Annotated in this window: 10 protein-coding genes; 3 read left to right on the top strand and 7 right to left on the bottom strand. The window is 66.0% G+C overall.

Annotated features, from left to right (window positions below):
- Positions 1 to 149: 149 nt before the first annotated feature.
- Together ACLE20_RS12945 and ACLE20_RS12940 are read right to left on the bottom strand one after the other, a co-directional pair.
- The gene (locus tag ACLE20_RS12945; protein WP_410940708.1) at positions 150 to 3,311 is read right to left on the bottom strand and encodes an efflux RND transporter permease subunit; all 3,162 of its coding nucleotides are present in this window, start codon (positions 3,309 to 3,311) and stop codon (positions 150 to 152) included.
- Complete coding sequence (locus tag ACLE20_RS12940; protein ID WP_410940707.1) at positions 3,308 to 4,519, bottom strand: efflux RND transporter periplasmic adaptor subunit; 1,212 nt, start codon at positions 4,517 to 4,519, stop codon at positions 3,308 to 3,310. Before ACLE20_RS12940 ends, ACLE20_RS12945 begins: the two co-directional genes overlap by 4 nt.
- 265 nt (positions 4,520 to 4,784) lie before the next feature.
- Here ACLE20_RS12940 and ACLE20_RS12935 point away from each other — a divergent pair, with 265 nt between their 5' ends.
- Positions 4,785 to 7,445 (top strand): ATP-dependent helicase, encoded by a 2,661-nt coding sequence (locus ACLE20_RS12935; RefSeq protein ID WP_410940706.1) that lies wholly within the window; start codon positions 4,785 to 4,787, stop codon positions 7,443 to 7,445.
- Positions 7,446 to 7,456: 11 nt separating this feature from the next.
- On the top strand, positions 7,457 to 8,020 hold the full coding sequence (locus ACLE20_RS12930; protein ID WP_410940705.1) for a GrpB family protein: 564 nt from the start codon (positions 7,457 to 7,459) through the stop codon (positions 8,018 to 8,020).
- A gap of 16 nt (positions 8,021 to 8,036) precedes the next feature.
- On the opposite strand, the gene ACLE20_RS12925 is transcribed toward ACLE20_RS12930, so the two are convergent.
- Together ACLE20_RS12925 and ACLE20_RS12920 are read right to left on the bottom strand one after the other, a co-directional pair.
- Positions 8,037 to 9,278, bottom strand: a complete 1,242-nt coding sequence (locus tag ACLE20_RS12925; RefSeq protein ID WP_410940704.1) for a tlde1 domain-containing protein — start codon at positions 9,276 to 9,278, stop codon at positions 8,037 to 8,039.
- Between the two features lie 273 nt (positions 9,279 to 9,551).
- Entirely contained in the window at positions 9,552 to 10,772 is a 1,221-nt protein-coding gene (locus tag ACLE20_RS12920; RefSeq protein WP_410940703.1) for a YeeE/YedE family protein, read from the bottom strand.
- 235 nt (positions 10,773 to 11,007) lie between these two features.
- Between ACLE20_RS12920 and ACLE20_RS12915 the strand changes: the two genes are divergently transcribed.
- Positions 11,008 to 11,517, top strand: coding sequence for a CreA family protein (locus ACLE20_RS12915; RefSeq protein WP_410940702.1), 510 nt, complete (start codon positions 11,008 to 11,010; stop codon positions 11,515 to 11,517).
- Positions 11,518 to 11,536: 19 nt separating this feature from the next.
- Here the strand turns inward: ACLE20_RS12915 and pncA are convergent, their stop codons facing one another.
- The 3 genes from pncA to ACLE20_RS12900 all read right to left on the bottom strand — a co-directional run bounded on the left by pncA (position 11,537) and on the right by ACLE20_RS12900 (position 14,826).
- Positions 11,537 to 12,172 (bottom strand): bifunctional nicotinamidase/pyrazinamidase, encoded by a 636-nt coding sequence (gene pncA, locus ACLE20_RS12910; protein WP_410940701.1) that lies wholly within the window; start codon positions 12,170 to 12,172, stop codon positions 11,537 to 11,539.
- 99 nt (positions 12,173 to 12,271) lie between these two features.
- Positions 12,272 to 12,736 (bottom strand): chemotaxis protein CheW, encoded by a 465-nt coding sequence (locus ACLE20_RS12905; RefSeq protein ID WP_410940700.1) that lies wholly within the window; start codon positions 12,734 to 12,736, stop codon positions 12,272 to 12,274.
- A 2-nt stretch (positions 12,737 to 12,738) separates the two neighbouring features.
- Entirely contained in the window at positions 12,739 to 14,826 is a 2,088-nt protein-coding gene (locus tag ACLE20_RS12900) for a methyl-accepting chemotaxis protein (protein ID WP_410940699.1), read from the bottom strand.
- Between the last annotated feature and the right edge of the window lie 11 nt (positions 14,827 to 14,837).

The following is a 14,837-nucleotide window of genomic DNA, read 5'->3' as shown; positions in this document are numbered from 1 at the left end:
ATCGCTTTGTCCAGCATCTCGTGCATCACATCCGGTTTTGTGCGCGGTTTGACGCAGCCAGAGCACAGCCCGGTGGCGAGAGGGAAAATGGCGGCTGACCATTGGCCGCCGCGCCTGTGCCAGAACGACACAGACGGTGGGTATCCCTGCTACTCGGCAGCTTGCGGCAGGGTCGCGACCCTGTCCGCGCCGAGCCGTTCGGCCTCGTCCAGCTCGCGCTGCAGGCGGCGTTCCTCATCGACCTGCGGCTTGGTGAAGCGCGCGATGACAAGATAGGCGACCGGGGTGAGATAGAGGGTCACGACGGTTGCAAGACCGAGGCCGCCGACCAACACCCAGCCGAGCGCGATGCGCGCCTCCGCGCCGGCGCCGCTCGCCATGACCAGCGGCACGGCGCCAACGATGGTGGCGATCATCGTCATCATCACCGGCCGCAGGCGGATATTGGCGGCATTCTCGATCGCCTCTCTCAGCCCCTGCCCCTGGTCGCGCAGCTGGTTGGCGAATTCGACGATCAGGATGCCGTTCTTGGCCATGATCCCGACGAGCAGCACCAGTCCGATCTGGCTGTAGATATTGAGCGTGTTGCCGGTAAGGATGATGGCGAAGACTGCGCAGGCAAGCCCCAGCGGCACCGTCGACATGATGATCAACCCGCTGATGACGCTTTCGAACTGGGCGGCAAGCACCAGGAAGATGATGACCAGCGCAAAGCCGAAGGTGATGAGCAGGCCGTTGGAGTTCTCGTTCAGCGTCGCCGCTTCGGCGAGCGGGATGACGCGCGAACCGGGCGGCAAGAGCGGCGCGGCCGTCTGTTCGGCATAGGTCAGCGCCTCCGCCAAGCCGACGCCCGGCGCGAGCCCCGCCGAGAGCGAGACGGAGCGCAGCTGCTGCTCGCGCTGCAGCTGCGGGGCAACCGCCTGCTCCGCGACGCTGGCGATTGACGACATGGGCACGATCCGCCCGTCGCCGGTCTTCAGATAGATGTTCTGCAGGTCGGTCGGGTCGTTGATCGGATTGGTGGTGGAGAGCAGCTTCACCGGATAGGCCTCGCCCTCGACATAGACGTCGAGCACGGAATTGCCGTCGAGCATGGCCTGCAGGGCGGAGGAGAGGCCGGTGATGTCGATGCCGAGATCGGAAGCGCGTTCGCGGTCGATCGTCACCGAGAGCTGCGCCTGGTTCGCCTCGTAGTTCAGCCGCACGTTCTGGAACTTGCCGCTGTCCTCCATCTCGCGCACCAGCGACGCCGCCGCATCGCCGAGCTTCTTGTAGTCGTTGCCGACCAGCGCGATCTGCAGCCCGTTGCCGGCGCCGCGAATGCCGAGGCTGTTCGGCTGCACGGGGAAGACGCGGATCGAGGGGATCTTGTTGGTGAGCTGGGTGATCTCCTGCGAAATCTGCTGCTGGGTGCGTTCCCGCGCCTTCCAGTCGGCAAGCGTCAGGACCATGAATCCGGAATTGACCGCACCGCCCTGCCCCGAGACCGAATAGACATTGGCGATCTCGCCCTGCTCGACCATCGGCTGCAGCGCCTCCTCCACCCGGCGCATCTGCGCCTGGGTGTAGTCGAGCGAGACCCCCTGCGGCGCCTGGATCCGAAGCAGAACGCGCGCCCGGTCTTCGGTCGGCGTCAGCTCGGAGGTGATGGTGGTAAACGCCCCAGCCCCCGCGGCCACGACCATGGCCGCGACGACGAAGACGATCAGCGGCGCGTTCAGGCAGGCGTTCAGCGTGCGGCGATAGAAGCCGGCGGCAAAGCTGCCGATGCGGCCCATCACACCCGTATGCCCATGCCCGTCCGAATGGGCCTTCAGCATGCGCGAGGCGAGCATCGGACAGAGCGTCAGCGCCACGAAGGCGGAAAGCAGGATGGCGAAGGCCAGCACGAAACCGAACTCGCGGAAGAGGCCGCCGGTCTGGCCGGGCAGGAAGGAGAGCGGCACGAAGACGGCGGCAAGCGTCGCCGTGGTGGCGATGACGGCGAAGAACACCTCGGTCGTGCCGAGCACGGCGGCCGCGCGCGGCCCCATGCCTTCGCTGCGCCGTCGAACGATGTTCTCCAACACCACGATCGCATCGTCCACCACCAGGCCGGTGGCGAGCACGATGGCGAGCAGCGTCAGGATGTTGATCGAGAAGCCGGCGAGATAGATGGCCGCGCAGGTGCCGATCAGCGCGATCGGCATGGTCAGCGTCGGGATCAGCGTCGCCCGCCAGTCGAGCAGGAAGAGGTAGATGACGATGGTGACGATCAGCACGGAGGCGACGAGCGCGATCTCCACCTCGTGGATCGCCCCCTGGATGAACACCGCATCGTCGCTGGTGATGGTGAGCGCGGTTCCGGCTGGCAGGATCTTCTGGATCTCCGCCACGGTCCGCTTGACCCCCTCGGAAATATCGAGCGTGTTCGACTGCGCCTGGCGGATGATGCCGAGCCCGATGCCCTGCTTGCCGCCGGAGCGCAGCGCCGAGGTGCCGATATCGGGGCCCATCGTCACCGTCGCGACGTCGCCGAGCCGGACATTGTCGCCGAGCAACACCCGCTCGAACTGTTCCGGCGTCTGCAGATCGGCAGTGGCGCGCACCGAAATATCCTGATCCGCGCTGGTCAGCGATCCCGCCGGCACGTCGAGCGAGGCCGAGGCGAGCGCACTGCGGAGATCGGCGACGGTGAGTCCGCGCGAGGCGAGCTTCGATTGATCGACATCGATGCGGAAGATCTTTTCCTGATCGCCGTTCAACTGCACGTCCGCCACGCCTTCGACGGCCGCAAGCCGGTCCGTCACCTCGTTCTCGGCGAGCAGCGTCAGATCTTCCATCGACAGAAGATCGGAGGTGAGCGCCAGGCGCACGATCGGCTGGCTGTCGGCATCCGCCTTGACGATCTGCGGCGCATCGGCGGATTCAGGCAGATCATTGGTAACCCGGCCGAGCGCGTCTCGGACATCGTTGGAGGCCTGCCCGATATCGGTGGAATCGGAAAATTGCAGCGTCACCCGGCTCTGGGCATATTGCGAGGTCGAGGAAATGTCCTGGATCCCCTGAACGCGCGACACCGCGCCTTCGATGACCGACGTCACCTCGCGATCGACCGTTTCCGGAGAAGCGCCCTCGAAGCGGGTATTGACCGAGACGACCGGGCGGTCGACCTCGGGCAACTCGCGGATTTCGGCGCCGTTGAGAGCCGCGAGACCCGCGACGATGATCAGCGTATTGACCACCATGGCAAAGACCGGCCGGCGGATGAAGAGCGCGGTAAAACCCGCCTGCCCCTTGGTGCCGCCGCCATGGCTGGTGCCGCCGCTCATCGCGCGCCTCCGGCATTCACGTCGGCCGTGGCCGCCTGCGAGACTTCCTGTTCCGGCGGGGCGGCGCGGTTGGCCATCTGCACCTTGCCGCCGTTGCGAAGTCGCTGCACGCCTTCAGTGACGACGAGATCGCCCTTGGCAAGCGGCGCATCCACTAGCACCTTGTCGGAATTGCGCTGGACGATCTTGACCGGCACGCGCTCGGAGGTCTCGCCATTGATCCGCCAGACGAAGGACCCATCGGCGCTCCATTGCACCGAGAGCGGATTGACAGTCGGAAAAACATCGCCGGGAAAGCGCGCGGTGACCGCGAAGGACATGCCGGCCCTGAGCGCATCCTGCGGATTGTCGAGCTTGGCACGCACGCGCAGCGTCCGGCTGGCCTGGTCGATCCGGTTGTCGATGGCGAAGATCTGCCCTTCGAGCGTCTGCGTCTGTGCAGCGACCGGCACGGCCTCGACATCCTGGCCGACGGTCATCTTGTTGGCGAAACGCTCCGGCACCCAGAAATCGACGAGGATCTGCGACCGGTCGTCGACGACGGCAATCGCGCTCGCCGTCGTCACATAGTCCCCCGGATTGACGGTGATGATGCCGACGATGCCCTTGGAGGGCGAGACGATGTCCCGCCGGGTGAGATCGAGCTCGGCCATCTTCAGGGCGAGTTCGGCGGCCTGTTCGGCAAATTCGGCTTCGCGCAGCGTGGCGATCGAGACGGCATTGCCGAGCCGCCGGTTGCGCTCGACCTTATCCTTGGCACCGGCCAGCGCCACCTTGGCCTGGTCGACGGCGATCTTTTGCTCCTCATTGTCCAGACGTGCAATCACCTGGCCCTGTCGGACCTGATCGCCGGACTTGACGAGAACTTCGGTCAGGTTCCCCGTAGCAAGCGGGGTGACGGTGACGGAGAGGATCGCCTCGCCATTGCCGATCGCGTTCAGCCGATCATTGACCAGCGCCGTGCCGGCCGCTTCCGTGACGACGAGCGGTGTCTGGTTGCCGCGCCCCGGGTTCTGGCCGCGCCGCTCGCCGCCACCGCGCGCGCCGTCGCTCTTCTCGGCCTCGGATGGGGCAAGCATGGCAACGAGGTTCTGCGGTACGCCGGCCGCCACCAGCTTCGGCCCGGCCGCGGGCACGAAGTGGATGAAGGCCGCGCCACCCGCCGCAAGGACGACGACACCGACAGCGAGCTGTGTCCAGATGCGCATGAAACACTCCGAGGAAAATCAGCCGGAGGCGTGGATCACGCTTCCGACACAGATAAAGCCTAGCTAAGCCATTCGGTTCGATCAATGCACGCGCCCCATTATTACCTAATTGTAATCTCAGGGCAATTTTCACGAGACTGTGATCGGAACGCCGGTTTCGTCCGTCCCTAGGGGCTACCCCGCCGGGATGATCGTGAACGATGACACGGGAATGAAAGCAGAACGTATTCTGGCCTTTCCACCCCGAATCACTACATTGGGCGCCATGAGCAACGGATTTGACGATATTCCCTTCTTCGACGAGGAGCCAACCCGCCCCGGCCGCCCGGCCCGGAGCGAGCCGGAGCCCCGGTCGGCGGGTCGCATCCCGCCCGGCCAGTCGGAAGGACAGCATGCACCGGCCGCCGGCGGCATCGCCGCGCGCGCCATGGCCGCGCGCTCCGGCGGACCCGGACCCTCCGGCGATTATCTCTCCGGTCTGAACCCGGAACAGCGCGAGGCGGTTGAGTCGCTGGACGGCCCCGTCCTGGTTCTTGCCGGCGCCGGCACGGGCAAGACCCGCGTGCTCACCACACGCATCGCCCATATCCTCGCCACCGGCCGCGCCTATCCGAGCCAGATCCTGGCCGTGACCTTCACCAACAAGGCGGCGCGCGAGATGAAGGAGCGCATCGGCGTGCTCGTCGGCGGCGCGGTCGAGGGCATGCCCTGGCTCGGCACCTTCCACTCGATCGGCGTCAAGCTGCTCCGTCGCCATGCCGAGCTTGCCGGCCTGCGCTCCGATTTCACCATTCTCGACACCGACGATGTCACCCGGCTGATCAAGCAGCTGCTGCAGGCCGAGCAGATCGACGACAAGCGCTGGCCGGCCAAGCAGTTCGCCCAGATGATCGATGGCTGGAAGAACAAGGGCCTGACGCCGCCCGATATTCCTGAGGGCGACGCCCGCGCCTTTGGCAACGGCAAGGGCCGCACGCTCTACGCCGCCTATCAGGCGCGGCTGCGCAGCCTGAATGCCTGCGACTTCGGCGACCTGCTCCTGCATCCCATCGCGATCTTCCGCCAGAACCCTGACCTGCTGCGCGAATATCACGCCCGCTTCCGCTATATCCTGGTCGACGAATATCAGGACACCAACACCGCCCAATATCTCTGGCTGCGGCTCCTCGCCCAGCGTTCCGTGCAGCGGCGGGACGAGACGAACGCCAATCCGGCCGAAGGCCGGCAAGGCCAGGCGGCCGTCGCGTCCGATGGCGCGCCCTCGCGGAGCGAGCCGCAGAGCGGCGACAGCGCGAGCGGGACCAAAGTCAACATTTGCTGCGTCGGCGACGACGACCAGTCGATCTATGGCTGGCGGGGCGCGGAGGTGGACAATATCCTGCGCTTCGAGAAGGATTTCCCCGGCGCCAAGGTGATCAAGCTCGAGCGCAACTATCGCTCCACCGCCCATATTCTCGGCGCGGCCGGCCATCTCATCGCCCATAATGAAGGCCGGCTCGGCAAGACGCTGTTCACCGAGCGCACGAGCCCCGAAGACGAGCGCGTGCAGGTCCATGCCGCCTGGGATTCGGAAGAGGAAGCCCGCGCCGTCGGTGAGGAGATCGAACAGCTGCAGCGCAAGAGCCACGCGCTGAACGACATGGCGATCCTGGTGCGCGCCTCCTTCCAGATGCGCGAGTTCGAAGATCGCTTCGTGACACTCGGCCTTAATTACCGCGTCATCGGCGGCCCGCGCTTTTACGAGCGGCTCGAGATCCGCGATGCCATGGCCTATTTCCGCCTCGTCTGCCAGGGCGCCGACGACCTCGCCTTCGAGCGGATCGTCAATACGCCGAAGCGGGGCCTGGGCGACACGACCGTGCGGCTCATCCACGATTATGCCCGCGCCCGTGATATGCCCATGCTGGCCGCCTCCGCCGAGCTGATCGAGACCGACGAGATCAAGGCCAAGGCCCGCAAGTCGCTCTTCGATGTCGTCACCATGGTCCGCCGCTGGCAGGGTCTCTTGGAGACCACGCCGCATACGGAACTCGCCGAGACGATCCTCGAGGAATCCGGCTATACCGACATGTGGAAGGCCGACAAGACGGCGGAAGCGCCGGGGCGGCTGGAAAACCTCAAGGAACTGATCCGCTCCATGGAGGCCTTCGAATCCATGCGCGGCTTCCTGGAACATGTTTCGCTGGTCATGGATGCCGAGCAGAACGAGACCCTCGACGCCGTCAACATCATGACGCTCCACTCCGCCAAGGGCCTGGAGTTCGAAACGGTCTTCCTGCCCGGCTGGGAGGAAGGCCTGTTCCCGCATCAGCGCGCGCTCGACGAAGGCGGACGCGCTGGGCTCGAGGAAGAGCGGCGTCTCGCCTATGTCGGCCTCACGCGCGCCAAGCGGCGCTGTCACATCTGGTTCGTCTCCAACCGGCGCATCCACGGGCTCTGGCAATCGACCATCCCGTCCCGCTTTCTCGACGAGCTGCCGGAAGGCCATGTCGAGGTCTCCGAAATGGACCAAAGCTATGGCGGCTATGGCGGGGGCGGCTATGGGCGCGGCGGCTATGGCCAGTCGCGCTTCGACAAGGCGGCCGGCCTGTCGGAACCCTTCTCCAACACCTACCAGACCCCCGGCTGGAAACGCGCCCAGGCCAACCGCACCGATGCGACGCGCGACAATTGGGGAAACCGCTCCGGCGTCGCCGTGGATCGCATCGGCTATGGCGAAAGCGGCCCCCGCAGCCGGACGATCGAAGGCGAGCTGATCGCCAAGTCCACGGCCGACACCCCCTCCAAATTCACCCTCGGCGACCGCGTCTTCCACATCAAATTCGGCAACGGCAACGTGGCCGCCATCGAAGGCAACAAGCTGACGATCGACTTCGACCGGGCGGGCCAGAAGCGAGTGCTGGATGGGTTCGTGGAGCGGATCTAGGGGGGCGAAGTTTGCCCATCACCATTGTCCCCTATGATCCTGACTGGCCCCTCCGCTTTGTTACCGAGGCCTCCGTGCTCGAACGGCAGCTTGCACCATGGTTTGCGGCTGCTCATCACATCGGCAGCACAGCCGTTCCAGGTCTCGCGGCCAAACCCAAGCTGGATATCGATATCGTTCTGGTGAGCGAAGCCGCCTTGCCTCTGGCAATCGCCGTCATGCAACAGTCAGGAACCTACCGCTTCCACGGCTCGCCTTATCAGGACGGGCGGTGGAGCTTTACGGCGAGCCGGGAGGGCTATGGTCTGAGGCTCAGTCTCTGCGGGCCGGACAATCCGGATCATGCGCGGCGCATTCTGTTCCGGGACTATTTGCGGGCGCAGCCAGGCGTCGCGAGCGCCTACGAGCAACTGAAGCGACGGCTTGCCGCCGAGGCTGCGGACGACTGGGACGTCTATACCGGCGGGAAAACGCAGTTCATCGAGGACGCAATCCGGAGCGCCATCGCGTCTCAGGAAACCCTAGAGGTCAATCCGGAGACCCGCGCGCCAGACGGAGGCAACGCGGGGGCCTAGTCCAGTCGCTGCTCCCTCACCCCTTGCGCGAGAACAGTGACGCCAGCGTCTTCGCCGGCTTCGAGAAGCCGCCCTTCATGCTTTTGACGATGACCATCTGCTTGATCTCGCCGCGTTTGAAGGCTGACAGGAATTTCGGGTAGTTGGCGAAGGCGACGCAGCCGTGGCTGTCGCCGCGCTTGCGCAGGAGATAGCTGTGGGCGAGCAGGCCGACGCGGCCATGCGGGGCGACGCCATCGACCGGAGTGAGGCGCACGGCCTCGACGCCGTGGAACAGCGATTCGCGCATCGTCACCTTGTAGGTGCCGGGCGGGGTCGGGCCCTTCATCGGCACATGGACATAGTCGGGATTGTCGCGCATGGCGCCGATGCCGGAATGGGCTTCCAGCTTCTCGCCATTCGGCATGTGCACGACGCCGGCGGAAATGTCGTAGATCGCCACGCCCTTGCGGCCGCCGAACAGCGGACGGGAGACGGGCGCGTCGTCCTCGTCGTCGTCCATCGACACGTCGGGCTTGGCATAGGCGAGCAGCGTGCGCTTGGCCGGCTTGTCCTTCACTGCCGCCGGCGGGGCGACCTCGGCTTCTGCCTCCGGCTCGATGGTGACGCCCGGACGCGTCATCGGCAGGGGTCCGAGATCCGGAAGGCGCTCAGCGGTGTCGTCGTTCGACAGAACGAGGCTGAAGGGTTTCGGCAGAGCGCCGGTGGAGCGGGCATCAGGTTCGACCATCGCGTTCTCGCGCAGCGGAACCGTGACGCCGCCTGTGTCGCGCGCCGCGAGGCCAGCCGTGACCGTGGCGGGCAGTGTCACCTTCGACGTGGTGATGGTCGGCAGGCCCGGCATGGGCGGCAGCGGCTGGACGGGCGTCGCCGCGGCGAGCGTGATCGCCGGGCGGACGAGCGTCACGCCGGTGGCGCTGGCGCGGGCGGCCATCTGGCGGGGGGCGCCCGCATCGGCAACCGCCATCAGTGGCGTTTTGACGAGGCGCGAGAATTTGGCGAGATGGACGACGCGCTCGGTGCGGGTGGCGCGGGGGATGGCGTTTAGCTGCAGCGAGGTCTCGAAGCGCGGCAGGCCGTTCTCGGCGACCGCGCCGCCCATGCCATGCATCGTGGCAAGCGTTACCACCATCCAGCCGCCCAGAAGCAGGCTCGCTGCGAAACCACCGGTCAAAACCACCGACTTCGAGAGGAAGGATCCCTGTCGGCGCCGCTGGCCGCTCGGGAGAGAACTGGTAGTCTCGACTGCAAGCGCCATGGAACCCTGTACCCAAAGACAGTTACGCTATCCGGCGGCAAGATCACGCTTTGCCGTCAGAGCCGGGAGTTTGGGGTCGCCAGGCGCCGGAAATGTTCAGGCGCGCCTAAGACCATGCCGGCTTGTTCAAAGAATGGCAAAACATGGTAACCATTTCCTTTACGAAGAATCCAAGCTGATTGCGGGTCGTTCGCGCGCATCCCGCGGCATGAAAAAGCCGCCCCTTTCGGGGCGGCTTTGCAGAATGGGGAAGAATTTGCGGATTGTGTGGCGTCAGCCGTCGGCGCGGCGGATCGCTCGGGTCTCCGCGAAGAAGAAAGGGCGAAGCCGGACGCCGAGGACGTTGCCGGCGAAGGCCGCGACGGCCCAGACATAGCCATGCAGGCTACCTGAGGCGATGCCGGAGAAATAGGCGCCAATGTTGCAGCCATAGGCGATACGCGCGCCATAGCCGAGCATCAGCCCGCCGATCACCGCGGCGAGGATCGAGCGCAGCGGGATGTCGAGGCTCGGCGCGAAACGGCCGGCCAGCGCCGCCGCCAGCATGGCCCCGGCGATCAGGCCGAAGTCCATGATGGAGGTGATATCGGCAAACACGCTCTCCGACAGCGCCTTGGCATTGGCGGGCGTCTGCCAATAGGCCCAGGAGGCCGGATCGAAGCCGATCGCCGCGGCACCCTTGGCACCCCACAGCGCGAAAGCCGAGGTGATGCCCCAGGGCCGGCCGGCCAGCGCCAGCGTCGCGAAATTGAGCAGCGCCAGGGCGACCGCACCCCAGACGAGCGGCCAGGGACCGCGCAGCAGCCGGGCAAAACCCTCGCGCTGTGCGGGCGGGGCCTGCTCCAGCGCCCCGTTGCGGCGACGCTCAACGAGGACGGTGAGGCCGGCGATGGCGGCGAAAAGGGCAAGGCTGACGACGATGCCGCCTGGCGCGCCGAGCTGCGTCAGCGACAGCGGCGGCAGGGCTGGCAGGCTGGTCCAGAAATCGAAATGCTGGGTAGCGACGACCGAACCGATGATGAAGAACAGCAGCGTCACCAGCATGCGCGCATTGCCGCCGCCGGCGGTAAACAGCGTGCCGGAGGCGCAGCCGCCGCCGAGCTGCATGCCGATGCCGAACAGGAAGGCGCCGAAGACGACGCCGAGGCCGGCCGGCGAGACCGATCCCTTCACCGGATTGCCGAACAGCGTGCCATCGGCAAGCGGCGGGAAGAACAGGATCACGGCGATCGCGAGCAGCAGCATCTGCACGCGCAGCCCCCGGCCCCGGCCTTCGGCGATGAAGACTCGCCAGGCGGAGGTGAAGCCGAAGGCGGCGTGATAAAGCGCGATGCCAAGTGCGCCGCCGACAAGGAACAGCGCGCCCTGCGCCGGTCCATAGGCAAGGCCGAGCGCCAGCGTGCCGAGCGCCAGCACCGCCAGCGCCAGCGAGCCCGGCAGGCCGAGCGGCGGCAGGCCGGATGCCAGCCTGAGGGTTGGGGAGAGAGCGGACATGGAAGCCTCCGTATGTTGAGGCTTACGTAGTGTCGCCGACCCGCGGTTCCGAGGAACAAGATTCCAACAGACGGTGAAGAGCCGGAAAATCGAACTCGTCGGGAGGAAAATTGCCGAGACTGGTGACATCCTTCGCCATCAGCGCCTTTTTTCACGCGCTGCCTTGCGTCGGCCGCCGGCGCTCTTATGTCCATCACATCTTTCTTATGTCAGCCCCATCCATGGAGCCTCGTCGATGAACCTTTCCCGCGCATCCCTCCGTTTCGCCGCCTGCGCGCTCGCTGCGGCCCTGACCACTGCGGGTGCGCTTCCCGCACGGGCCGAAACGGTCGGCGAGGTCGGCGTCGATTGGATGGGCAACGATATTCTCGTCGATGCGCTGACCGATCCCAAGGTCGAGGGCATCACCTGCCACGTCACCTATTTCGACCGCGGCGTGCTCGACCGGTTGAAGAATGGCAACTGGTTCGAGGATCCCTCCAACAATTCGATCGCCTGCCGCCAGACGGGGCCGCTGGTCATCGGCGACATCGATTTGTCGAAGGAAGGCGAAGAGGTGTTTCGCGAAGGGCGCTCGTTGATCTGGAAGGCGCTGGTCGTCAACCGGATCTACGACCGCAAGAACAACACGCTGATCTACCTCGCCCATTCGCGCCAGTTGACCGAAGGCTCGGCGAAGATGTCGATCTCCACCGTGCCGCTCTTTAACCAGAACGCCACCTGGAAGAACGGCGCGCCCCAATAAGGGCGCGCGCTGACCTCGTTCAGCTGCGCGCTTCGGCGAGCACGGTGTCCGAGGTGACGATGGCGATGCCGGCGGCGGCCATCTCGTCGAGCGCCGCCGTGACGCCGGCGGCGTCGATGCCGCGGCTTGCGTCCTCGATCAGGCGGATCTGCGCCGCGGGCAGCATGGCGCGGGCATCGAGCGCGGAAAACTTCACGCAATAATCGGTCGCGAGCCCGCAAAGATCGAGCCGGGTGACCCCCTGGGCGATGAGGTAGCCAGACAGGCCGGTCAAGGCCGCCTGATCATTGTCGCGGAAGGCGGAATAGCTGTCGACCCGGGGGTCAAGGCCTTTCTGCTGGATATGGTCGATGCGGGACGTGTCGAGCTGCGGGTGGAATTCGGCATCGGCTGTGCCCTGGACGCAATGGTCCGGCCACATCATCTGAGGCTTGCCGTTCAGCATCCCCATCTCGAACGGCGCCTTGCCCGGATGCTGGGAGGCGAAGCTGCCGTGATTGGCTGGGTGCCAGTCCTGCGAGGCAACGATCAGATCGTATCCGCCTTTCTGCATCAGGCGGTTGGCGACATCGACCACGGCGTCGCCCTCCGGCACGGCCAGATGGCCGCCGGGACAAAAACCGGTCTGAATATCGACGAGCAGCAGGCATTTCATCGGCAGGCTCCCTGAGGCAATCGCGGGAACCATAGACCGCGCGGACGCGAAGGCCAACCGGCCTTCGTCGCTCCTCTCCTGCCGTGCTGCCCCGCAGGATCAGGCCGCCTGCGCCAGCTCGTCGGCGATGACCGTATCGAGGTTCAGGAAGCAGACCATGGTCTTTTCCAGCGCCACGATGCCGCGGCAGAAGGCGCGCTGGGCTTCCGGAATGATCTCCGGCGCCGGCTGCAGGTCCTCGCCGCGAATGGTCATCATGTCGGAGACCTGCTCGACGAGCAGGCCGACCAGCTTGCCGTTGATGTCGGTGACGATGATGGCCGAGCGCTCGGAGGGCTCGGTCATGTTCATTCCCAGGCGGCAAGCCATGTCGATGACCGGGATCACCGCGCCGCGCAGGTTGATGAGGCCGAGAACATAGGCCGGCGTGTGCGGCATGGGGGTCACCGGCGCCCATCCGCGGATTTCGCGGATCGCCATGATGTCGATGCAGAATTCCTGCTCGCCCAGATGGAACGAGACAATCTCCATTGCGGAGCCGGACTGTTTGATGACGGTAGCCATGGTCAGAACTCTTCCCAGTTTTCTTCAGACGTGGAGGGGGTCGCACGCGGCTTGGCGGCGCTTGCCGTGTGCGTGGCGGTGGTTGCGGGCCCGAAGGCGCCGGTCAGCTTGCCCATCAGCGCCTTTGCCGGCGACGGGGCGGGTCGGCTGGTCTTCTCGGCAGCTTTCAGGGCCGGACGTGTTCCCGACGACGCTGCAGGCGTTCTAGAAACCGGCCGCTCATGGAGCGGGCCGCGCGCGGCAGGACGGTCCAGCGCGTGCTCGCCTGACCGCTCGTAGGAGGCGCCGGCCTGATAGAGGTTGCGTTGGCTCGCCTGCTCGCCGATGCGGAAATGCGCGATCGCCTCGACGAGACCGTCGCTGTCCTGCGCCAGGATCTGGCTCGCCGCATTGGTCTGCTCGACCATGGCGGCATTCTGCTGCGTCATCTGATCGAGCTGGCCGATGGCCGTATTGATCTCGACAAGGCCCGTCGACTGCTCCCGGGCCGAGACGAGGATCTCCGACATGTGGCTGTGGATCCGATCGACATCGTCGCCGATCCGGCCGAGCGCCGTTCCGGTTGCCTGTACCAGCCGGACGCCGGTCTCCACCTCGCCGCTCGAACGGCCGACCAGGCCTTTGATGTCCTTGGCGGCCATGGCGGCACGCTGGGCAAGCTCGCGCACTTCCTGGGCGACGACCGCAAAGCCCTTGCCGGCCTCGCCGGCCCGGGCTGCCTCGACGCCGGCATTCAGCGCCAGCAGGTTGGTCTGGAAGGCGATCTCATCGATGACGTTGATGATCTTGCCGATCTCGGCCGAGGCGTTCTCGATCCGGGCCATGGCCTCGATCGCCTCGCTGACGATGCGCTCGGATTCGGCGGCGTTGGCCTTGGTCTCGCCGACCATGTGGCTCGCCTCCTCCGCCCGTTCGGCGGAACTGCGCACCGTGCTGGTGATCTCGTTCAATGCTGCCGAGGTTTGCTCGAGCGATGCCGCCTGCTGCTCGGTGCGCCGGCCGAGTTCGTTGGACGCGGTGCGCATCTGCTGGCCATTGGCCTGGATGGAGCCGGCATTGTCGCGAACCTTCGCCATCAGGGAGGTCAGGCGCTCGAGAACCTGATTATAGTCGAGCCGGAGCGATTCCAGATCGGCACGGAAGGGTTCCGAGAGCGTCACGCTCAGATCACCGTCGGCAAGTCGTTTCAAGCCCGCCCCGAGCGCGGTGACGGCAGCGGCGACTTCGCGGGCATGGGCCTCGGCAGCCGCTTCCCGTGCCGCATGCGAGGTCTCGCTCTCGCGCTGCGCCGTCGCCGCCTGGCGCTCCAGTTCATTCTTGGCGACGGCCGCATCGCGGAACTGCTCGAGCGCCCGCGCCATCTCGCCGATCTCGTCATTCTTGTCGGCGCCCGGAACGCTGCCTGCATAGTCGCCGGAGAGGATGCGGCGCATGCTGTCGCGCAGGCCGACGATACCCTTGCGGATCACCGCACCGTGGTTGAGCAGCAGGCCAACCATGACCAGCATGGCCACGGCGGCGCAGGCGAGCTGCAGCCAGAGGGCGCGCTGCGAGAGCAGATCGGCCTGGTGCATGCGGTCCGACGCGATCTCATGGGCCAAGCCGCCGAGCTTTCCCAGCCGTTCGACAAGACGCGCCCCGGCCTCGTCGACGCTGTCGTCGAGCGCCATGATGGCGTCATTCTGTCTGGCTTCGATGAATTTCGGCAGGTCTGTCCCGACGCCTGTGATGACGATACTGGCATCCTGGTCGAGCCCCTGGCCGAGTTCGGCGGCGCCGAGCGATTCGGCAACGGCAGCGATCTTGGCAAGACCCGCCTGCAGATCGGCGATGCTCTCTTCCGTTTCCTTCTTCAGGTCGGGGGCAATCGTGCCGCTGTCACGGTCGACCATGGCATCCATGCCGGCCAGGAGCACGCGAAGATTGGCGTCGCGCGTGGCGGAAACATCGGCCATACTCTGTTCGGCCGCTCGCGCCTCGATCACGGCCTGGCTCGCAGAGTGGTTGAGAACCCACCCGGTGCCGATGACAGCGCCGAAGCCGAGCAATGCGGCAACGGCGAGGGTGCCGAGACGGAAGGAAACGGACATGCTGCGCTTCA

The organism is Rhizobium sp. YIM 134829 (assembly GCF_046546455.1).
The sequence above is the reverse complement of the archived record's forward strand: the minus strand, read 5'-3'. Positions and strand labels throughout refer to the sequence as shown.